Origin of the sequence: Streptomyces sp. NPDC052236, assembly GCF_044548015.1 — a bacterium.
GTDB lineage: Bacteria > Actinomycetota > Actinomycetes > Streptomycetales > Streptomycetaceae > Streptomyces.
Genome location: NZ_JBIUBL010000015.1, coordinates 162,637 through 181,055, shown reverse-complemented (window position 1 = coordinate 181,055; position 18,419 = coordinate 162,637). Strand labels below are relative to the sequence as shown.

The window sequence follows — 18,419 nt, the reverse complement described above, 5'->3', positions numbered from 1 at the left end:
GCCGACCCCCTCCGCGGGATCAGCCGAAGACGTACTTGATGGTTTCCTGGAACCCATAGTCAATCACGGTCACCAGACCAATCATGACGACGACGAAGACGATCACGACAGTGGTGTACGTCGTCAGCTGGTTGCGAGTAGGCCAGACGACCTTGCGCAGCTCGGCGACAATCTGTCGGTAGAAAAGCGCGAGGCGCCCGAAGGGGCCTTTCTTTCCGCGCTTGCCGCCCTTACGAGTCTTCTTCTTCGACTCCGGCGCCTCGTCATCGGCATCAGGCATGTCGATGGAGCCCACGGCGTCCGTCACGATCTCTCACCTGATTCCGGGTCGTGGCCGTGCCATGCCCGGTTGAGCCGCACGGCTGTGCATTAAACAGTACGTACATGCGCACACATCCTGGCGAAGGTGTGTAGCAGGGCCGGAGGGACTTGAACCCCCAACCGCTGGTTTTGGAGACCAGTGCTCTACCAATTGAGCTACGACCCTTTGTGGTTCCCCCAACCTACCCCATCTGACGACGTGGTTGGTTCGGGCCAACGACGAGTGAGTGTACGTGGTCACAGGCCCGGCGTCGAACAGATAGCTCCGGGTCGGTACCTGTCCGCTACGTGAGATACCTGAAACCTGTGTGCCCGGCTCGTTTGCCGTCTGGGACGATGGGCCGTATGAGCGCTGAAACCCCTTCGTCCGAGCGCCGGGTCTCCGCCCGCATCGGCGCGATCTCCGAGTCCGCGACCCTCGCCGTCGACGCCAAGGCAAAGGCCCTCAAGGCCGCCGGTCGTCCGGTGATCGGCTTCGGGGCAGGTGAGCCCGACTTCCCGACGCCGGACTACATCGTCGACGCCGCGATCGAGGCCTGCCGCAACCCGAAGTACCACCGCTACACCCCGGCCGGCGGGCTCCCCGAGCTCAAGGCCGCCATCGCCGCGAAGACGCTGCGTGACTCCGGTTACGAGGTCGACGCCTCCCAGATTCTGGTGACCAACGGCGGCAAGCAGGCGATCTACGAGGCGTTCGCCGCGATCCTCGACCCGGGCGACGAGGTCATCGTTCCCGCGCCGTACTGGACGACCTACCCCGAGTCGATCCGGCTGGCGGGCGGTGTCCCGGTCGATGTCGTCGCCGACGAGACGACCGGCTACCGGGTCTCCGTCGAGCAGCTGGAGGCGGCGCGCACGGAGCGTACGAAGGTCGTACTCTTCGTCTCCCCCTCCAACCCGACCGGCGCCGTCTACAACCGGGCCGACACGGAGGCGATCGGCCGCTGGGCCGTCGAGCACGGGCTGTGGGTGCTGACGGACGAGATCTACGAGCACCTCGTCTACGGCGACACGCAGTTCGCCTCGCTGCCCGCGCTGGTGCCCGAGCTGCGTGACAAGTGCATCGTCGTCAACGGCGTCGCCAAGACGTACGCGATGACCGGCTGGCGCGTGGGCTGGATGATCGCCCCGAAGGACGTCGTCAAGGCCGCGACCAACCTCCAGTCGCACGCGACGTCGAACGTCTCCAACGTCGCGCAGGCCGCGGCGCTGGCCGCCGTGTCCGGGAACCTGGACGCGGTCGCCGAGATGCGGTCGGCCTTCGACCGCCGCCGCCGGACCATCGTGCGGATGCTGAACGAGATCGACGGCGTGGTCTGCCCGAACCCGGAGGGCGCGTTCTACGTGTACCCCTCGGTGAAGGCGCTGCTCGGCAAGGAGCTCCGCGGGCAGCGCCCGCAGACCTCGGTCGAGCTGGCCACGCTGATCCTGGACGAGGTCGAGGTGGCGGTCGTACCGGGCGAGGCGTTCGGTACGCCGGGCTATGTGCGCTTGTCGTACGCGCTGGGCGACGAGGACCTGGTCGAGGGCGTGTCGCGACTGCAGAAGCTGCTGGCCGAGGCGAAGGACTGAAGGAGCACCCCTTGACGTTAAGGGGTGGTCGATAGGGGCCCCGGCTGCGGCCGGGGCCCCTATCTTCGTTCGGGCAAGGACCCGATCGGGTAAAGACCCTGCCGGACGGGGGATGTGTGCGCCAAGATCCTTCAATGGAGCACGTCCGAGATCTCACCCTGTTGCCGAAGGCCCATCTGCATCTGCACTTCACCGGGTCGATGCGGCCCACCACGCTGCTGGAGCTCGCCGACAAGTACGGCGTCCATCTGCCCGACGCGCTGACCAGCGGCGAACCCCCCAAGCTGCGGGCCACGGACGAGCGCGGCTGGTTCCGTTTCCAGCGGCTGTACGACATCGCGCGGTCCTGTCTGCGTTCGCCCGAGGACATCCAGCGGCTGGTGCGCGAGGCGGCCGAGGAGGATGTCCGGGACGGCTCGGGCTGGCTGGAGATCCAGGTCGACCCGACCTCGTACGCCCCCATGCTCGGCGGTCTGATCCCGGCGCTGGAGATCATCCTGGACGCGGTGGAGCGCGCCGCGCGGGAGACGGGGCTCGGGCTGCGCGTACTGGTCGCCGCCAACCGTATGAAGCACCCGCTGGACGCCCGCACGCTGGCCCGCCTCGCCGTCCGGTACGCGGACCGTGGGGTCGTCGGCTTCGGTCTCTCCAACGACGAGCGCCGGGGCATGGCACGGGACTTCGACCGCGCCTTCGCGATCGCCCGGGAAGGCGGCCTGCTGGCCGCCCCGCACGGCGGCGAGCTGGCTGGGCCCGCGTCTGTACGGGACTGCCTGGACGATCTCCATGCCACGCGGATCGGCCACGGGGTGCGGGCGGCGGAGGACCCCCGGCTGATGCGGAAGCTGGCCGAGCGCGGGGTGACCTGCGAGGTGTGCCCCTCCTCGAATGTGGCCCTCGGCGTGTACGAGAAGCCGGCCGACGTGCCCCTGCGGACGCTGTACGAGGCGGGGGTACCGATGGCGCTGGGAGCCGACGACCCGCTGCTCTTCGGGTCGCGGCTGGCGGCCCAGTACGAGCTGGTGCGCAGGCATCACGCCTTCACGGACGCGGAACTGGCGGAGCTGGCCCGGCAGTCCGTGCGCGCCTCGGCCGCCCCGGAGGGCATCCGCGGCAAGCTGCTGGCCGGGATCGACGACTGGCTGGCGGGCTGACTGCCTCTCGGCCGGAGTCCTCCGATCGGCAGCCGCTAGCACCCGCCTCGCTTGTCGACCGCTCGGTAGGTGAACGTCTGCTTCGAGTCGGCGAGGCTTTCGAAGCGGGCGGTGTCCGCCGAGAGCTGGGTCATATATCCGGCAATGGGTGACATGGACGGCCAGCTGGCACGGGCGCCGACGCTCTGCGCCTCCTCGCTTTCCCAGACCCTTCCTCCGAATGTGGTGTACCGCAGGTCGCAGTCCTTGCTCAGCGAGTGCGGGTACGCGGAGCGGAGGTGCGGTTTCGGGGGGCCCATCGGGAAGGCGGGCTCGTTGGACAGCACCCGGTCTCTTTCCTTGGCGAGGCAGGGGGCATCGCCTGATATGGGGTGGAAGGTCAGCGGGGACACCGCGGGCGTGTCGGTGTCGAAGACGGCGGTGTCCTTGCCGGTGAGGGTCATGTACCCGCTCATGCGCGCATCTTTGCTCACCCAGCTGACGGCGTACTGAGGGCCCTCCTGGCTGAGCTCCCACGTCCGGCCGCCGAAGACCGCGTATTTCAGGTCGCAGACCGCGGACAGGTCGTAGCGGTACCTGACCAGCTCCTCAGGCTTGGCGGGTCCGGTAGCCAGGGGCTGCGAGGCCGAGGCCATGAGATCCCGGTCACCCGAGCCCGAGGGCGCCGGGACCGGGGTCAGGGTCGTCTGCTTCAGGGACGAGGCGTAGTCGGACGACGCCTTGCCGTCGTCGGTCGGCCACAGGCCGAGCCCCACGCCGCCCGCGACCAGCACTGTCGCGCAGCAGACAGCCGCTGCGCGGCGCAGATGACGGGTGCGGCGGCCGCGGGCCACCAGAGCGTCCACCGGCGGTGGGCTTCCGGGCGAGCTCTCCGACTCGGCCAGCTCGTGCAGACGCCGCCTCAACAGCTCCTCGTCCGAATGAGCCGACTCGCTCATCGTGTACCCCTTTCCGCGTAACCGGCGAGCGCGCCCGCAGCGCGCAGCCGCTCCAGGGCCCTTTTGGTACGGCTCTTGACCGTCCCGGGCGAACAGCCGAGCAGTACGGCCGTCTGTTCCACCGACAGGTCCTCGTAGAAACGCAGCACCACCACAGCGCGCTGGACACGGGGCAGGGTGGCGAGCGCACGAGCCAGCTCCAGCCTCGCCTCCACGCTCCCCGCCATGTCCTGGCCGTCAGCCGTGCGGTCCACTTCGGGGCGTACGACTTCGGTGTGCCAGCGGCGCCGACGCCACGTCGCGTAGAGATTGACGACGGTCTTGCGGGCGTACGCCTGAGGCGAGTCCCAGCCCGCCGAACGGCCCCAGCGCAGATAGACGCGCACGAGCGCGGCCTGCACCAGGTCTTCGGCGGCATGCGCGTCGCCCGTCAGCAGACGAGCCGTCCGCAGCAGGGAGGCATGCGCTCCCGCCACGAAATCCGCGAACTCTGTGTTGCTGTGATTCGAACCGCCGCCGCCCACCGGCACTCCCCCCGAGTGTGTGTGGTCCAAGGACCCTGTCACCCACTCGACAACCTGGAGGAACCAGCAGGTTCCATCAGTTGCCGGAAGATCCGAATCGATCGGATTCAGTTGGACTCAGTCGGATTCAGAGGCTGACGCCGACCGTCACCGGCTCGTTGACCAGAGTGACGCCGAAGGCCGCGTGGACGCCCGCCACGACCTCGCGGGCGAGTGCCAGCAGGTCCTCGGTGGTGGCCGCGCCGCGATTGGTGAGCGCGAGCGTGTGCTTGGTGGAGATGCGGGCCGGACCCGTGCCGTACCCCTTGGTGAAGCCCGCCTTGTCGATCAGCCAGGCCGCCGAGGTCTTGACCAGCCCCTCCCCCGCGGGGAAGGCGGGCGGCGCGGTCTGCGGGCCGAGGCGGTCCTGGGCCCGGGCGAGGAAGGCCGCGTACTCGGCGGCCGTCAGGATCGGGTTGGTGAAGAAGGAACCGGCGGACCAGGTGTCGTGGTCCTCGGGGTCCAGCACCATGCCCTTACCCGCGCGCAGCTTGAGTACGGCTTCGCGGGCGGCGGCGGCCGGGACCCGGTCACCGGCCTCGACGCCGAGGGCGCGGGCCGTCTCGGCGTACTTGAGGGGGGCCGAGAGGCCGCCCGCGTCCTCCAGCTGAAAGCGGACGCGCAGGACGACGTAGCGCTCGGGGTCCTGCTTGAAACGGCTGTGCCGGTAGGAGAAGGCGCAGTCGGCGTTCGGGACGGTGACCGTCTCACCGCTGCGTCGGTCGTAGGCGATGACCTCGGTGATGGTGCTGGAGACCTCCTGGCCGTACGCGCCGACGTTCTGGATCGGGGTCGCGCCGGCCGAGCCGGGGATGCCGGCCAGGCATTCGATGCCCGCGAGACCTGCCGCGACAGTGCGGGCGACCGCGTCCGTCCAGACTTCCCCTGCCGCCAGCTCCAGCGTCGTACGGGAAGGACCGGAGAATTCGAGGCCGCGGGTCGCGATGCGGAGCGCGGTGCCGTCGAAGCCCTTGTCCCCGATGACCAGGTTGCTGCCGCCGCCGATGATCAGCAGCGGGGTGCCCGTGGCGTCCGCCTCACGTACGGCGGCGATCACCTCGTCGTCGGTGGTGGCCGTGACCAGGCGCGTCGCGGGGCCACCGAGGCGGAAGGTGGTCAGGGGGGCGAGGGGGGCGTCGTGGAGTTCCTGCACGGGCACAAGAGTACGGTCCGTGGCCCCGCCACTCGGGCGGGGCCACGGACCGTACACGTACTCCGGCGTCACGCGGCTGTCAGACAGTGGCGGGGGTCATACGGTGGCGGGCTCGCGCTCGTCGGAAGCCGGGGATACCAGGGATTCAGCCTGCTCGTCAGCCGGGGCCGCGGCGGAGCGGCCGGGGATCATCAGCGCTGTCAGCGCCGCGACGGCCACCACGCCCGCGCCTATCCACAGCGCCGGAACGGTGCCGTCCGTAAAGGCGTCGGGGGACTCGTAGCCGCCCTGAGCCGCGAAGACCGCGCCCAGGACCGCGATGCCGAGCGCTCCGCCGACCTCGCGCAGGGCGTTGTTGGCACCGGAGGCGATGCCCTCCTCGCCGGGGCTGACGCTGGACATGACCACGCTGGCGGCAGGGGCGAAGTAGAGCGCCATGCCGACGCCGCTGAGGATCAGTGCGGGCAGCTGGGCGGCGTACGAGACACCCGGCTCAAGCACCAGGGCGAAGAGGCCGAGGCCGACCGCCTGGAGGGCGAGGCCCGTGGCGACTACCGGACGGCCGCCGATCTTGTCGGACAGGTATCCGGCGATGGGGGCGACGATCAGCGGCATACCGGTCCAGGGGAGCATCCGCAGGCCCGCCTCGGTGGGCGAGTAGCCGGCGACGTTCTGCAGGAACTGGCTGAGCAGGAAGATCGAGCCGAACATCCCCAGGAACATCAGAAGGCTCGCGATGTTGATTCCGAAGAAGGCGCGGTCGCGGAAGAGCCGCATGGGGAGCATGGGGTTCTTGTTGGTGAATCCGTGGTGTACGAAGCCGATGAGGAGCGCGGTGCCCACGATCAGACCGGCGAGGACGGGCGTGCTGGTCCAGCCATCGGACTGGCCGTTGACCAGGGCGTAGACGATTCCGAAGAGGCCGCCGCTGACGAGGAGAGTGCCGGGGACGTCGAGCCTGGCGTTCGGGGCGTACGACTCGTCAAGGCGCAGCCGGGCCAGCGGCAGCAGGACGAGGCCGATCGGGACGTTCAGCCAGAAGATCCACTGCCAGGAGATGTGCTCGGTGAGACTGCCGCCGATCAGGGGTCCGCTGGCGACGGCGAGACCGGTGACGGCGCCGAAGAGTCCCAGGGCCGCGCCGCGGCGGGCTGCTGGGACGGCTGCCGTGAGAAGGGTGAGAGTGAGCGGCATCATGATCGCGGCGCCGACGCCCTGGACGGCGCGGGCGGCGATGAGGGCGTCGATGCCGGGTGCGAGGGCAGCCGCGGCGGAGGCCGCGGTGAAGACCGTGAGTCCGGTGATGAACAGCTTCCGGCGGCCGAAGCGGTCGCCGAGGGCCGCGCCGAACATCAGGAGGACGGCGAAGGTGAGGGTGTACGCGCTCACCGTCCATTCGAGGTCCTCCAGCGCCCCGCCGAGATCCTTGCGGATGGAGGGAAGGGCGGTGGTGACGACGAGATTGTCGAGGGCCGCCATAAAGCCGGCGACACTGGTGATGACGATTGCCCAGGCGGCGCTGGAGCGTGGAGCTTTCCGCTGGTTCACTACTCTCCCCGTTGGTTAGTTATGGATGACTAACTTGTGAGCCCAGAACTGCGCCCCCAAAGGGGGCTACATCACATTTACCGGTTACTAGCTGTTACTGCCGACCCGCAGCTCCGCCATGTGGAGCCCGGACCACACCCGGTGGTCCTCCGGGAAGCCCATCGCCACCAGGACGTTGATCAGCATCCCGCAGGCCAGGAAGTCGGTCGTCTGCTTGGTGTCCCCGGCGAAGGTGACCTGCGCCTGGTCCCAGATCTCGACCCAGCCGGTCCTGATCCGCTCACCGAACTCCTGGTCCCCCGCCACCTCGGCGGAAGCCACCGCGACGTACATCTGCATCTGCATCAACAGCATGTCGCGGTCGTCTATGAGCCGCATGTACGCCGCGGCCATCGCGTCGATCGGTGGCCTGTCGGGGCTCTCTTCCATGGCCTTGGCGAACGCCTTCGGGGTCTCCTCCAGACAGCGGAGCGCCGCCGCGAGGAACAGCTCACGCTTGTTCTTGAAGAGCCGGAAGAGGTATGGCTGCGAGACACCGACCCGTTGGGCGATCACCTCGGTGGAGGTGCCGTGGTAGCCGCCGCGCGCGAATTCGGTGATCGCGGCGCGGATGACGCTCTCGCGCCGCTCGTCTGCGCTCATCCTGACCATGAAGGCGAAGTTAGTGGCCAATCACTAAGCTGTCAAGGCGGGTTGAGGACGTCGACAGGGAGACCGCCGTAAGGGGTGCCCTTCCAGGAGGACACCCCTTACATCTCACACCTACTGCCTGTCAGGCGAGCTGGACGACCGCGCGGGACATCCCCAGCACTTTCTGCCCGGCGCTCATCGCCGTCAGGTCGACGCGCACCCGGTTGTCGTCCAGCTTCGCCGCGACCTTGGCGCTGACCTCGACCAGCGCGCCCTTCTCGTCGTTGGGCACGATGACGGGCCTGGTGAAGCGGACGCCGTACTCGACGACCGCCCCCGGGTCGCCGACCCAGTCCGTCACCACTCGGATCGCCGCAGCCATGGTGAACATGCCGTGCGCGATCACGTCCGGAAGCCCAACCTCCGTGGCGAACTTCTCGTTCCAGTGGATCGGATTGAAGTCCCCGGAAGCGCCCGCGTACCGCACCAGCGTGTCGCGCATCACGGGAAAGCTCTGCGCCGGCAGCTCGGTGCCGACCTCGACGTCCGCGTAAGAGATCTTCGTCGTCATCACGCCTCCTCAGGCCCTTGGGGGGCGCGCGAGACCAACTTGGTCCACGCGGTCACGACGTGCTCGCCGTCCTGGTCGTACACCTCGCCGCGCACGTCCACGACGTCGTTGCCCGCGAGAGACTTGATCGTCTCGATGGTCGAGGAGACCGACAGCCGGTCCCCCGCCCGCACCGGCCGCGTGTACGCGAACTTCTGGTCGCCGTGCACCACGCGGTCGTAGTCGAGTCCCAGCAGCGGGTCCTGAATGACCTCTCGCGCGGCCTTGAAGGTAATCACGAAGGCGAAGGTCGGCGGGGCGATCACATCGGCGTGGCCGAGCGCCTTGGCGGCTTCCTGATCGGTGTACGCGGGATTGGCGTCGCCCACCGCCTCGGCGAACTCGCGGATCTTTTCCCGGCCGACCTCGTAAGGCGGGGTGGGCGGGTAGGTCCGCCCCACGAAGGACTGGTCGAGCGCCATGGGCTGGTTCCCTCCTGATGGCCTGATGGATTGCCTACTGCACCGGGATGGATGGACCGCGGGCTGAACTCGGATGGACCGTGAGCTGGACCCGAATGGACCATGAGCCGGATCCGAATGGACCGCGGACCGCGCAGATCGCGCACGCAACACAGCAAACGACACGAGGCCGCCCCCAGTGGGGACGGCCTCGTATACGAGCCTGATTCAGCGCGTTTCGCGGTGCGCCGTGTGGGACTTGCAGCGCGGGCAGTGCTTCTTCATCTCAAGACGGTCCGGGTCGTTACGCCGGTTCTTCTTGGTGATGTAGTTCCGCTCCTTGCACTCCACGCAGGCCAGCGTGATCTTCGGGCGGACGTCGGTGGCAGCCACGTGAGTGCTCCTTGGGCGGGACTGTAAAGGGATGAACGCATAAAAGAGTAGCCGATCGGAGGACCGACCCCGCAATCGGCTACTGTGTGTAGCGGTGACCGGACTTGAACCGGTGACACAGCGATTATGAGCCGCTTGCTCTACCGACTGAGCTACACCGCTGCGATACCGGATCCCCTCACCCGAAGGTGAGGATCACCGACATCAGAGCCCCAATACGGAATCGAACCGTAGACCTTCTCCTTACCATGGAGACGCTCTACCGACTGAGCTATTGGGGCGAGCGATGAAGACATTACACGCTCGGTCGCCGATCGCCCAAATCCGTTTCGGGTCCGGCTGCCCGGCTTCCGCCCCGGACGTCCCGTACGCCACCCATGCGCCCCTCGTGCGCCGCTCATAGCCGCGTGTGCTCCCTGCGTACGCCACGCGCAGCCACGCCAGTACGACTATTGCCCTCCTCCTCGAAGCGCGCCCCGAGCGCCCCTAGGCTCGAACGAACCCACCGCCCCACACAGGAGCGCGATGCCGGACAGTCAGCCGCCACCCCCCAACGACGCCTCCGCCGCCTCCGTCGGCACCGGCCACGCCGGCACGCTGCTGCTCAGCGGCGCCCGGCTCATGGATGGCCGCATCGTCGACGTACGGCTCAACGGCGGACGCATCGAGGCGGTCGGCACCGCGGGCAGCCTCGCCCCGCACTCCTCCCGCCTCGACCTGAGCGGATATCTGCTGCTCCCCGCCCCCGCCGAGCCGCACACCCATGGGGACACCGTGCTCACGGCGGACGCTCCCGCCCCCGGCCCCGTCTCGTACGAGATCGAGGACGTCCAGCGACGTGCCACCGAGGCGGCGTTGCTCCAACTGGGGCACGGGGCAACGGCGCTGCGCTCGCACGTACGGATCGGTGATGTGCAGGGCCTCGACCCGTTGGAGGCGGTCCTCCAGGCGCGGCGCTCGCTGCGCGGGCTCGCCGACCTGACGGCCGTCGCCGTGCCCCGGCTGCTCACCGGCGTAGCGGGGGCGGACGGGCTGGCGATGCTGCGGGACGCCGTGAAGATGGGCGCGGGCGTGGTGGGCGGCTGCCCGGACGCCGACCCCGATCCGGCCGGGTACGCGGAGACGGTGCTGGAGCTCGCCGCCGAGCACGGCCGCCCTGTCGACCTGCACACCCATGGGGACGACCCGGCGCGGCTCGCCCGGCTGGCGGCGATGGCGGGCGGGCTTCGGCCGGGGGTGGTGATCGGGCCGTGCGCGGGGCTCGCGCGGCTGCCGCGCGAGGCGGCCGCCAGGGCGGCCGACCAGCTCGCGGCGGCGGGCGTCACGGTGGTGTGCCTGCCGCAGGGCGGCTGCGGGGCCGTGGAGCGGCGGGGCAGCGCACCCGTACGGCTGTTGCGTGCGGCCGGAGTCCGGGTCGCGGCGGGCAGCGGCACCATGCGGGACGTCTCGAATCCGGTGGGCCGGGGAGATCCGCTGGAGGCGGCGTACCTGCTGGCCTCACAGGGCAGGTTGCGGGCGGGGGACGCGTACGGGGCGGTGGCCACGGTGGCCAGGGAGGCGATGGGGCTGCCGGAGGTGCGGGTGGAGGCCGGATTCCCGGCGGAGCTGCTGGCGGTGCGCGGAGAGCGGATCTCGGGGGTGCTGTCGCTCGCGTACAGCCGGATCGTCATTCACCACGGGCGGGTGGTGGCGCGTACGAGCGCGGTCCGTGAGTACTGCGACTCGGCGATCGCTGTCGCGCTCGAACTGCCGCGGCAGGGGCGGCCGGACGCCGGTCCCTGAGCAAGCCTGAGCAAGCCCGAGCTCGGACGAGCAAGTACGGTCGAGGGGGCGGCATCCGTGCGTGGCGGTTCCTGAGCGGAGCCCGCGCTTGAGCGGAGCCCGCGCTTCGGACGTACCGTCGTAGGCATGCGCATTGTCATCGCTGGAGGACACGGTCAGATCGCGCTCCGACTTGAGCGGCTGCTGTCGGCGGGAGGACACCAGGTCGCGGGCATCGTCCGCAGCGCGGGACACGCCGCCGACCTGCGGGGGGCGGGAGCCGAGCCGGTCGTCCTGGACCTGGAGTCGGCGTCGGTGGAGGAGGTCGCAGCGGTGCTGCGGGGCGCCGACGTCGCGGTCTTCGCGGCGGGCGCGGGCCCGGGAAGCGGCGCCGCACGCAAGGACACGGTCGACCGGGACGCCGCGGTGCTCTTCGCGGACGCGGCGGAACGGGCGGGCGTACGGCGGTACCTCGTGGTGTCCTCGATGGGCGCGGACGCGGGGCACGCGGGCGACGAGGAGTTCGACGTCTACCTGCGGGCGAAGGGCGAGGCGGACGAGAACGTACGGGCCAGGTCCGGGCTCGACTGGACGATTCTGCGGCCGGGTGGGCTGACGAACGACGCGGGCACCGGGCTCGTGCAACTGAAAGCGTCGACCGGGCGGGGGACGGTACCGCGGGACGATGTGGCGGCGGTGCTCGCGGAGTTGGTGGAGACGCCGGCGACGGCGGGACTGACGCTGGAGCTGATCAGCGGGTCGGTGCCGGTGACGGTCGCGGTGAAGGATGTCGCGGGGAACTGATCATCGGGAACGGAGCACCGGAGAACCAAGGAGCAGGGAACCTAAGAGCCTAGGAGCAGGAAACCGAGGAATCGCATGCCTGAAATCCAGCCTGCGGTCGTAGAGCGCGAGGAACAGCTGTACGCCTTCATCCGCGGCTCCGTACGGATGAACGCCTTCGCCTCGATCGCGGACCGGCTGCCGGAACTGGTCGCCTGGCTGACCGGCCACGGGGCGGAGTTCAACGGCGCTCCGTTCTTCCGCTTCAACGCCATCAACATGGAGGGCGAGTCGGAGGTCGAGGCGGGCGTGCCGGTCATCGCCGCTCCGGAGCCGGAGGGCGACATCCGCATCGCAATGCTGCCCGCGGGCCGGTATGTGACGGCGGTCCATGTGGGCCATCCCGACAAGCTGTTCGGGACCATCACCGAGCTGCGGCGGTGGGCGGAGCGGGAGGGCCTGGAGTGGGACATGACGGTGGTGGACGGGGTCGAGCGCTGGGGCTGCCGTGTCGAGTCGTATCTGACCGACCCACGGGTGGAGCCGGAGATGTCCAAGTGGGAGATCGGGCTCGCGTTCCGGCTGGCGCACTGAGATGGGCAGCGGTGATGTTCGAGGCGCCGCTCAGGCTTCGGCTTCGGCTTCGGCTTCGGCTTCCGCTCAGGCCGCCGGTCAGGCCGCCGGTCAGGCCGCCGGTCAGGCCGCCGGTCAGGCTTTTGCTCGTGTTTCGGCTCGGGCGGGGCGCTATGTGGAGGCCCCGAATGAGGCGGACGAGCGGCTGCCCGGGCCATCGCTCTTCCTGGCCGGCGGGATCAGCGGCTGCCCGGACTGGCAGCTGCGGGCCGTACGGCGACTGGACGCGGCCGGCTGCCGGGCAAAGATCTTCAACCCGCGGCGCACTGCGTTCTCGGTCGAGGACCCGGCGGCAGCCCCCGAGCAGATCGCGTGGGAGCACCGCCACCTGGCGCGGGCGGACGTGATCCTCTTCTGGTTTCCGGCAAGCGACAGCATGCAGCCGATCGCCCTGTACGAACTGGGCGCGCACGCCGCCCGTGGGAAACCCCTCGCGGTGGGCACGGACCCCGCGTACGGCCGCCGCCTGGACGTCGTCGAACAACTCGCCCTGGAACGGCCGGAGGTGCTGGTGCACGACTCGCTGCGGGAGACGGTACGGACGGCGATGCGCCTGCTCGACGCGGTCGGAGCGTAACCGGGCGGCGACTGGTTCCAGACCGGTCAGTGACTTGTCCGCGACTGTCCGCGACGGGTCGGAGCCGGAGAGCTTCATGACGATGGCCCCTGCTCCGCGTTTCCGCAGATCAGGGGCCATCGTCATCATGTGGCGGCGCCAGGATTCGAACCTGGGTAGGCTAAGCCGACGGATTTACAGTCCGTTCCCATTGGCCACTCGGGCACACCGCCATGGGATCACTCCGGAGCCGACCGCTGTGGTGCGGCGCGGTACTCCGTAGCAACGACGTAAACGATACCTGATGCCCGGGGGTGCTCCGCCACCGTATTGATCAGTCCTCGGGCGGTCACGGGTGACTAGGCTTGCGGGGGCGCCCCGGGCGCTTCCGCATGCGTCCCGACGCATGCCAGACCCCGATTCCCGGTACCCCGACACCCCGATACCCCGACACAAGGAGCCACAGGACATGGCCGACTCCAGTTTCGACATCGTCTCGAAGGTCGAGCGGCAGGAGGTCGACAACGCCCTCAACCAGGCCGCGAAGGAGATCTCTCAGCGCTACGACTTCAAGAACGTCGGGGCTTCGATCGCCTGGTCCGGCGACGACAAGATCGTTATGCAGGCGAACTCCGAGGAGCGGGTGGCCGCCATCCTCGACGTCTTCCAGTCCAAGCTGGTCAAGCGCGGAATCTCGCTGAAGGCGCTGGACGCGGGCGAGCCCCAGCTGTCCGGCAAGGAGTACAAGATCTTCGCCTCGATCGAGGAGGGCATCTCCCAGGAGAACGCCAAGAAGGTCGCCAAGATCATCCGCGATGAGGGTCCGAAGGGCGTCAAGGCGCAGGTCCAGGGCGATGAGCTGCGGGTCAGCTCGAAGAGCCGGGACGACCTCCAGGCCGTGCAGGCGCTGCTGAAGGAGCAGGACTTCGACTTCGCGTTGCAGTATGTGAACTACCGCTGACGCCGGGCGGGCCGTGTCCGGTCGTATGCGGTGTCCCGGTCGTATGCGGTGTCCGAATACCGCCAGCTTCGGCGGGGCGGGGGTCGCAGACTCGTAGGCGTAAATGTGCTGCGAGGAAGGGAACAGGCCATGACGGTCTACGCGATCACTGACAGCCCTCTGGGCGATTTGCTGCTGGTCGGCGAGGAGTCCGCCACGGCGAAAGGCGGCATTGCGCTCGCCTCGCTCTCGCTGCCCGGACAGAAGGGCGCAGCCGTCGTCCAGGACGGGTGGCGGTGCGCTTCGGCGGCCTTCGAGGAGGTCGGCGGGCAGCTGACGTCGTACTTCGAGGGCCGGCTGACGCGCTTCGAGATCGAGTACGTCGACGGCGGAACGGCGTTCCAGCGGCGCGTATGGCAGGCACTGGAGGACATTCCGTACGGGGCGACGGCGACGTATGGACAGATCGCCGAGCGGGTCGGCACGTCCGCTGTGGGGGTACGGGCGGTGGGAACCGCGATCGGACGCAACCCGCTGCTCATCGTCCGGCCGTGCCACCGGGTGATCGGAGCCGACGGGGCCCTGCGAGGGTACGCGGCCGGGCTGGAGCGCAAGGAGCGGCTCCTCGGGATCGAGGGCGTACGCACACTGGCGGCGTCGTGACCGGAACGCTGTTCCCGCGGCCCCCGAGGGAACGGACCGTCGTCACCCCCGGGGCCGTGCATGTGCCGGGGTGGCTGACGGTAGGGCGCCAGCGGGAACTGGTCGAGGCCTGCCGGACCTGGGCGCGCGGTCCCGTCCCTGTCCGGCACACGGCGCTGCCGGGCGGCGGCGTGATGTCCGTGCAGACGGTCTGCGTGGGCTGGCACTGGCAGCCGTACCGGTACACGCGCACCGCGGACGATGTGAACGGCGCGCGGGTCGCCGAATTCCCCGACTGGCTTGTGGAGTTGGGGCGTACCGCCCTGGTCGAGGCGTACGGCGGGCATCATGGCTACACCCCTGACACCGCATTGATCAACTTCTATGACGGCACGGCGAAGATGGGGATGCACCAGGACAAGGAGGAGCGGTCCAGTGCGCCGGTGGTGTCGTTGAGCATCGGCGACACCTGCGTCTTCCGGTTCGGCAACACCGAGACGCGGGGGCGGCCGTACACGGATGTGGAGCTGGCCTCCGGAGACCTGTTCGTCTTCGGCGGCCCGGCCCGGTTCGCGTACCACGGAGTCCCGAAGGTGTACCCAGGGACGGCCGAGGCCGCGACGGGGATGAGCGACGGACGGCTGAACATCACCCTGCGCGAGACCGGCCTCAGCGGGCGATAGCGTGCCAACGGGAGCGCGCCGACGAGAGCGCGCTAGCGCGAGCGGGAGTGGCCGAACAGCAGCCGGTAGCCGATCAGCAGGACGAGCGCGCCGCCGATGGCCGAAGCCCAGGTGGCTCCGTCGTAGAACTCATTCGTGATGGACCGGTCCAGGAAGCGCGCCGATATCCAGCCACCGATGAAGGCACCGGCGACGCCTATCAGGGTGGTGCCGATCAGGCCGCCCGGGTCCCGGCCGGGGAGCAGGAACTTGGCTATGGCGCCGGCGAGCAGCCCGAGAATGATCCAGCTGATGATGCTCATGCCGTGAACCTGCCTTTCGTGCAGTCATTCCATCAATCGGTCGTACTGTCGATCGGTCGTTCGTTCGTCGTTGTTCCGGGGGACGCCGGGAGGACAGAGCGCGGTTGCGGAGATCAGTAGCCTGCGACACATGACACAGGAGCTGCGTCGGTCACTCGGCGTCTTCGACGCGGTCGTCATCGGGCTGGGATCGATGGTCGGGGCGGGCATCTTCGCGGCGCTGGGCCCGGCGGCCCGGGCCGCCGGGTCGGGGTTGCTACCGGGGCTGGCGCTGGCCGCGGTGGTCGCGTACTGCAACGCCATGTCGTCGGCGCGGCTCGCCGCCCTGTATCCGGCGTCCGGCGGGACCTATGTGTACGGACGGGAGCGGCTCGGCGCGTTCTGGGGGTATCTGGCGGGTTGGGCGTTCATCGTCGGGAAGACCGCTTCGTGCGCGGCGATGGCGCTGACGGTCGGGGCGTACGCGTGGCCGGATCAGGCGCATGCGGTGGCGGTCGCCGCGGTGGTGTCGCTGACTGCCGTGAACTATGGGGGCGTTCAGAAGTCGGCGTGGCTGACGCGGGCGATCGTGGCGGTGGTGCTGGCGGTCCTCGCTGCGGTCGTGGCGGTCTCCCTCGGCTCGGGGACGACGGACTTCGGGCGGCTGGACGTGGGCGTGGACGCCTCGGTCGGCGGGGTGCTCCAGGCGGCGGGGCTGCTGTTCTTCGCCTTCGCCGGGTACGCCCGGATCGCCACGCTGGGCGAGGAGGTACGGGATCCGGCCCGTACGATCCCGCGCGCCGTCCCGCTGGCGCTGGGGATCACGCTGGTGGTCTATGCGTGTATCGCGGTCTCGGTCCTCTCTGTGCTGGGAGCCAGTGGGCTGGGGCAGGCGACGGCGCCGCTCGCCGATGCGGTACGGGCGGCGGACGCGGCATGGCTCGCGCCCGTAGTACGGGTAGGAGCCTCGGTGGCGGCGCTCGGGTCTCTGCTCGCGCTCATTCTCGGCGTCTCGCGTACGACGCTGGCGATGGCCCGGGACGGTCATCTGCCGGGCGCTCTGGCCGCCGTGCACCCGCGCTTTCAGGTTCCGCACCGCGCGGAGCTGGCCGTGGGGATGGTCGTCGCGGTGGTGGCGGCGACGGCGGATCTGCGCGGGGCGATCGGCTTCTCGTCGTTCGGAGTGCTGGTCTACTACACCATTGCCAACGCCTCAGCATGGACGCTCAGTTCCCGAAGCCGGGCATTGGCGAGTTGTGGACTCGTGGGTTGTCTGGTGCTGGCCTTCGCGCTACCGCTGTCGTCGGTGGTCGCGGGCGCGGGGGTGCTGGTGGTGGGCGCGGGGTTGTACGGCGCGCGACGGTTCAGGCCCGGGGCGGGGACCTGAAGCCGACGACAGGGCGACAGAGGGCGATCGGTGCGGACGTTCGGATGTGCAGACGTGCAGACGTGCGGATGTGCAGACGTGCGGAGGGTCGGCCGCCGTCCGGTTCCCGGTGCCTACCGCGAGGCGAATGGCTGATCCGTCGGCACGATCTCTTTGCCCAGCGGCATGAGGGAGACAGGGATGAGCTTGAAGTTCGCGATGCCGAACGGGATGCCGATGATCGTGACGCAGAGCACGATGCCCGTGACGATGTGCCCGAGCGCGAGCCACCAGCCGGCGAGGACCAACCACAGGACGTTGCCTATGCAGGAGGGCGCCCCGGCGTCGCGGCGGTCGACGGCCGTATAGCCGAAGGGCCATAGGGCGTAGACGCCGATACGGAAGGCCGCGAGACCGAACGGGATCCCGATGACCGTGATGCAGAGGAGGACGCCCGCCAGCAGATACCCGAGGAACAGCCAGAAGCCGCTCAGCACCAGCCATATGACGTTCAGAATTGTCTTCACGGGCGATGACCTGCCATCTTTTCGAGCCGGGCGATGCGTTCAGCCATGGGCGGATGGGTGGAGAACATTCGGGAGACACCGCGGCCGGGGCGGAAAGGGTTCGCGATCATCATGTGGCTGGCGGTCTCGATCCGCGGCTCGGGTGGCAGCGGCAACCGCTTCGTACCGGCGTCGAGTTTGCGCAGGGCGGACGCGAGGGCGAGCGGATCGCCGGTGAGCTGGGCGCCCGAGGAGTCGGCCTCGTACTCGCGCGAGCGGCTGACGGCGAGCTGGATCACGGAGGCGGCCAGCGGGCCGAGAAGCATGACCAGCAGCATCCCGACCAGGCCGGGGCCCTCGTCGTCGTCGGAGCGGCCGATGGGAATCAGCCAGGCGAAGTTCACCAGGAACATCACGACGGAGGCGAGCGCGCCCGCGACCGAGGAGATCAGGATGTCGCGGTTGTAGACATGGCTGAGCTCGTGGCCGATGACGCCGCGCAGCTCGCGCTCGTCCAGGAGCTGGAGGATCCCCTCGGTGCAGCAGACGGCGGCGTTGCGCGGATTGCGGCCGGTGGCGAAGGCGTTGGGGGCCTGGGTCGGCGAGATGTACAGGCGGGGCATGGGCTGGCGGGCCGCGGTGGAGAGTTCGCGGACCAGGCGGTAGAGCGCGGGGGCCTGGAACTCGCTGACGGGGCGGGCGCGCATGGCGCGCAGCGCCAGCTTGTCGCTGTTCCAGTAGGCGTACGCGTTGGTGCCGAGCGCAAGGAGGAGCGCGACGACCAAGCCCGTACGGCCGAAGAAGCTGCCGATGACGAGGATGAGCGCCGACAGTCCCCCGAGGAGTACGGCGGTCTTCAGCCCATTGTGCCGGCGGTGCACGGTACGCCCTCCAAATAGTGCGGCAGGGGAACCCTTTGCGTAGCGGTGCTCCACTCTCCAGTGGACCCTTCTGTACTGGTCAACGCCAGGCGAAGGACGCTAGT

General features: G+C 69.3%; 22 protein-coding genes and 4 tRNA genes. 10 read left to right on the top strand and 16 right to left on the bottom strand.

Features of this window, described 5'->3' with window-relative positions; genetic code table 11:
• Positions 1 to 19: 19 nt before the first annotated feature.
• Together secE and ACIHCQ_RS24755 are read right to left on the bottom strand one after the other, a co-directional pair.
• Entirely contained in the window at positions 20 to 307 is a 288-nt protein-coding gene (gene secE / locus ACIHCQ_RS24760; RefSeq protein WP_399666205.1) for a preprotein translocase subunit SecE, read from the bottom strand.
• Positions 308 to 414: 107 nt separating this feature from the next.
• Positions 415 to 487, bottom strand: a tRNA-Trp gene (locus ACIHCQ_RS24755).
• Positions 488 to 657: 170 nt separating this feature from the next.
• On the opposite strand from ACIHCQ_RS24755, the gene ACIHCQ_RS24750 reads away from it, so the two are divergent.
• A complete protein-coding gene (locus ACIHCQ_RS24750) occupies positions 658 to 1,893 on the top strand; it encodes a pyridoxal phosphate-dependent aminotransferase (protein ID WP_399666203.1) in 1,236 nt (411 codons plus the stop codon).
• 134 nt (positions 1,894 to 2,027) lie between these two features.
• A complete protein-coding gene (locus ACIHCQ_RS24745) occupies positions 2,028 to 3,047 on the top strand; it encodes an adenosine deaminase (protein WP_399666201.1) in 1,020 nt (339 codons plus the stop codon).
• A 35-nt stretch (positions 3,048 to 3,082) separates the two neighbouring features.
• On the opposite strand, the gene ACIHCQ_RS24740 is transcribed toward ACIHCQ_RS24745, so the two are convergent.
• From ACIHCQ_RS24740 to ACIHCQ_RS24695, 10 genes are all read right to left on the bottom strand, one after another.
• Entirely contained in the window at positions 3,083 to 3,985 is a 903-nt protein-coding gene (locus ACIHCQ_RS24740) for a hypothetical protein (protein ID WP_399666198.1), read from the bottom strand.
• Complete coding sequence (locus ACIHCQ_RS24735; RefSeq protein WP_399666195.1) at positions 3,982 to 4,539, bottom strand: SigE family RNA polymerase sigma factor; 558 nt, start codon at positions 4,537 to 4,539, stop codon at positions 3,982 to 3,984. The genes ACIHCQ_RS24740 and ACIHCQ_RS24735 overlap by 4 nt, the downstream gene beginning before the upstream one ends.
• Before the next feature lie 97 nt (positions 4,540 to 4,636).
• On the bottom strand, positions 4,637 to 5,701 hold the full coding sequence (locus ACIHCQ_RS24730) for a UDP-N-acetylmuramate dehydrogenase (RefSeq protein WP_399666192.1): 1,065 nt from the start codon (positions 5,699 to 5,701) through the stop codon (positions 4,637 to 4,639).
• Positions 5,702 to 5,797: 96 nt separating this feature from the next.
• The gene (locus ACIHCQ_RS24725; protein WP_399666189.1) at positions 5,798 to 7,249 is read right to left on the bottom strand and encodes an MFS transporter; all 1,452 of its coding nucleotides are present in this window, start codon (positions 7,247 to 7,249) and stop codon (positions 5,798 to 5,800) included.
• Positions 7,250 to 7,336: 87 nt separating this feature from the next.
• On the bottom strand, positions 7,337 to 7,900 hold the full coding sequence (locus tag ACIHCQ_RS24720; RefSeq protein ID WP_399666186.1) for a TetR/AcrR family transcriptional regulator: 564 nt from the start codon (positions 7,898 to 7,900) through the stop codon (positions 7,337 to 7,339).
• Between the two features lie 121 nt (positions 7,901 to 8,021).
• Positions 8,022 to 8,450, bottom strand: a complete 429-nt coding sequence (locus ACIHCQ_RS24715) for a MaoC family dehydratase (RefSeq protein ID WP_399666183.1) — start codon at positions 8,448 to 8,450, stop codon at positions 8,022 to 8,024.
• Positions 8,450 to 8,911 (bottom strand): MaoC family dehydratase N-terminal domain-containing protein, encoded by a 462-nt coding sequence (locus ACIHCQ_RS24710; protein WP_399666180.1) that lies wholly within the window; start codon positions 8,909 to 8,911, stop codon positions 8,450 to 8,452. Before ACIHCQ_RS24710 ends, ACIHCQ_RS24715 begins: the two co-directional genes overlap by 1 nt.
• A gap of 207 nt (positions 8,912 to 9,118) precedes the next feature.
• A complete protein-coding gene (gene rpmG, locus ACIHCQ_RS24705; protein WP_030986111.1) occupies positions 9,119 to 9,283 on the bottom strand; it encodes a 50S ribosomal protein L33 in 165 nt (54 codons plus the stop codon).
• An 89-nt stretch (positions 9,284 to 9,372) separates the two neighbouring features.
• A tRNA-Met gene (locus ACIHCQ_RS24700) sits at positions 9,373 to 9,445 on the bottom strand.
• 46 nt (positions 9,446 to 9,491) lie between these two features.
• Positions 9,492 to 9,564: transfer RNA gene (locus ACIHCQ_RS24695), tRNA-Thr, on the bottom strand.
• Between the two features lie 244 nt (positions 9,565 to 9,808).
• Between ACIHCQ_RS24695 and ACIHCQ_RS24690 the strand changes: the two genes are divergently transcribed.
• The 4 genes from ACIHCQ_RS24690 to ACIHCQ_RS24675 all read left to right on the top strand — a co-directional run bounded on the left by ACIHCQ_RS24690 (position 9,809) and on the right by ACIHCQ_RS24675 (position 13,037).
• Entirely contained in the window at positions 9,809 to 11,065 is a 1,257-nt protein-coding gene (locus tag ACIHCQ_RS24690) for an amidohydrolase family protein (protein WP_399666177.1), read from the top strand.
• Between the two features lie 126 nt (positions 11,066 to 11,191).
• A complete protein-coding gene (locus ACIHCQ_RS24685; RefSeq protein WP_399666174.1) occupies positions 11,192 to 11,848 on the top strand; it encodes an SDR family oxidoreductase in 657 nt (218 codons plus the stop codon).
• 75 nt (positions 11,849 to 11,923) lie between these two features.
• Positions 11,924 to 12,421 carry a GyrI-like domain-containing protein gene (locus tag ACIHCQ_RS24680; protein ID WP_399666171.1) on the top strand — a complete coding sequence of 166 codons (498 nt, stop codon included), beginning with the start codon at positions 11,924 to 11,926 and terminating at the stop codon, positions 12,419 to 12,421.
• 154 nt (positions 12,422 to 12,575) lie between these two features.
• On the top strand, positions 12,576 to 13,037 hold the full coding sequence (locus ACIHCQ_RS24675; protein WP_399666168.1) for a nucleoside 2-deoxyribosyltransferase domain-containing protein: 462 nt from the start codon (positions 12,576 to 12,578) through the stop codon (positions 13,035 to 13,037).
• Positions 13,038 to 13,167: 130 nt separating this feature from the next.
• Here the strand turns inward: ACIHCQ_RS24675 and ACIHCQ_RS24670 are convergent.
• Positions 13,168 to 13,249: transfer RNA gene (locus ACIHCQ_RS24670), tRNA-Tyr, on the bottom strand.
• A 236-nt stretch (positions 13,250 to 13,485) separates the two neighbouring features.
• Here ACIHCQ_RS24670 and ACIHCQ_RS24665 point away from each other — a divergent pair.
• The 3 genes from ACIHCQ_RS24665 to ACIHCQ_RS24655 all read left to right on the top strand — a co-directional run bounded on the left by ACIHCQ_RS24665 (position 13,486) and on the right by ACIHCQ_RS24655 (position 15,281).
• A complete protein-coding gene (locus tag ACIHCQ_RS24665) occupies positions 13,486 to 13,977 on the top strand; it encodes a YajQ family cyclic di-GMP-binding protein (protein WP_399666166.1) in 492 nt (163 codons plus the stop codon).
• Between the two features lie 129 nt (positions 13,978 to 14,106).
• Positions 14,107 to 14,619, top strand: a complete 513-nt coding sequence (locus tag ACIHCQ_RS24660; RefSeq protein ID WP_399666164.1) for a methylated-DNA--[protein]-cysteine S-methyltransferase — start codon at positions 14,107 to 14,109, stop codon at positions 14,617 to 14,619.
• The gene (locus tag ACIHCQ_RS24655) at positions 14,616 to 15,281 is read left to right on the top strand and encodes an alpha-ketoglutarate-dependent dioxygenase AlkB family protein (RefSeq protein WP_399666161.1); all 666 of its coding nucleotides are present in this window, start codon (positions 14,616 to 14,618) and stop codon (positions 15,279 to 15,281) included. Before ACIHCQ_RS24660 ends, ACIHCQ_RS24655 begins: the two co-directional genes overlap by 4 nt.
• Before the next feature lie 32 nt (positions 15,282 to 15,313).
• On the opposite strand, the gene ACIHCQ_RS24650 is transcribed toward ACIHCQ_RS24655, so the two are convergent.
• Positions 15,314 to 15,583 carry a GlsB/YeaQ/YmgE family stress response membrane protein gene (locus ACIHCQ_RS24650; RefSeq protein ID WP_399666158.1) on the bottom strand — a complete coding sequence of 90 codons (270 nt, stop codon included), beginning with the start codon at positions 15,581 to 15,583 and terminating at the stop codon, positions 15,314 to 15,316.
• Between the two features lie 130 nt (positions 15,584 to 15,713).
• On the opposite strand from ACIHCQ_RS24650, the gene ACIHCQ_RS24645 reads away from it, so the two are divergent.
• A complete protein-coding gene (locus ACIHCQ_RS24645; RefSeq protein ID WP_399666155.1) occupies positions 15,714 to 16,949 on the top strand; it encodes an APC family permease in 1,236 nt (411 codons plus the stop codon).
• A gap of 113 nt (positions 16,950 to 17,062) precedes the next feature.
• On the opposite strand, the gene ACIHCQ_RS24640 is transcribed toward ACIHCQ_RS24645, so the two are convergent.
• Both ACIHCQ_RS24640 and htpX read right to left on the bottom strand, forming a co-directional pair.
• The gene (locus ACIHCQ_RS24640; RefSeq protein WP_399666152.1) at positions 17,063 to 17,455 is read right to left on the bottom strand and encodes a YccF domain-containing protein; all 393 of its coding nucleotides are present in this window, start codon (positions 17,453 to 17,455) and stop codon (positions 17,063 to 17,065) included.
• Entirely contained in the window at positions 17,452 to 18,315 is an 864-nt protein-coding gene (gene htpX / locus ACIHCQ_RS24635) for a zinc metalloprotease HtpX (protein WP_399666149.1), read from the bottom strand. Before htpX ends, ACIHCQ_RS24640 begins: the two co-directional genes overlap by 4 nt.
• Between the last annotated feature and the right edge of the window lie 104 nt (positions 18,316 to 18,419).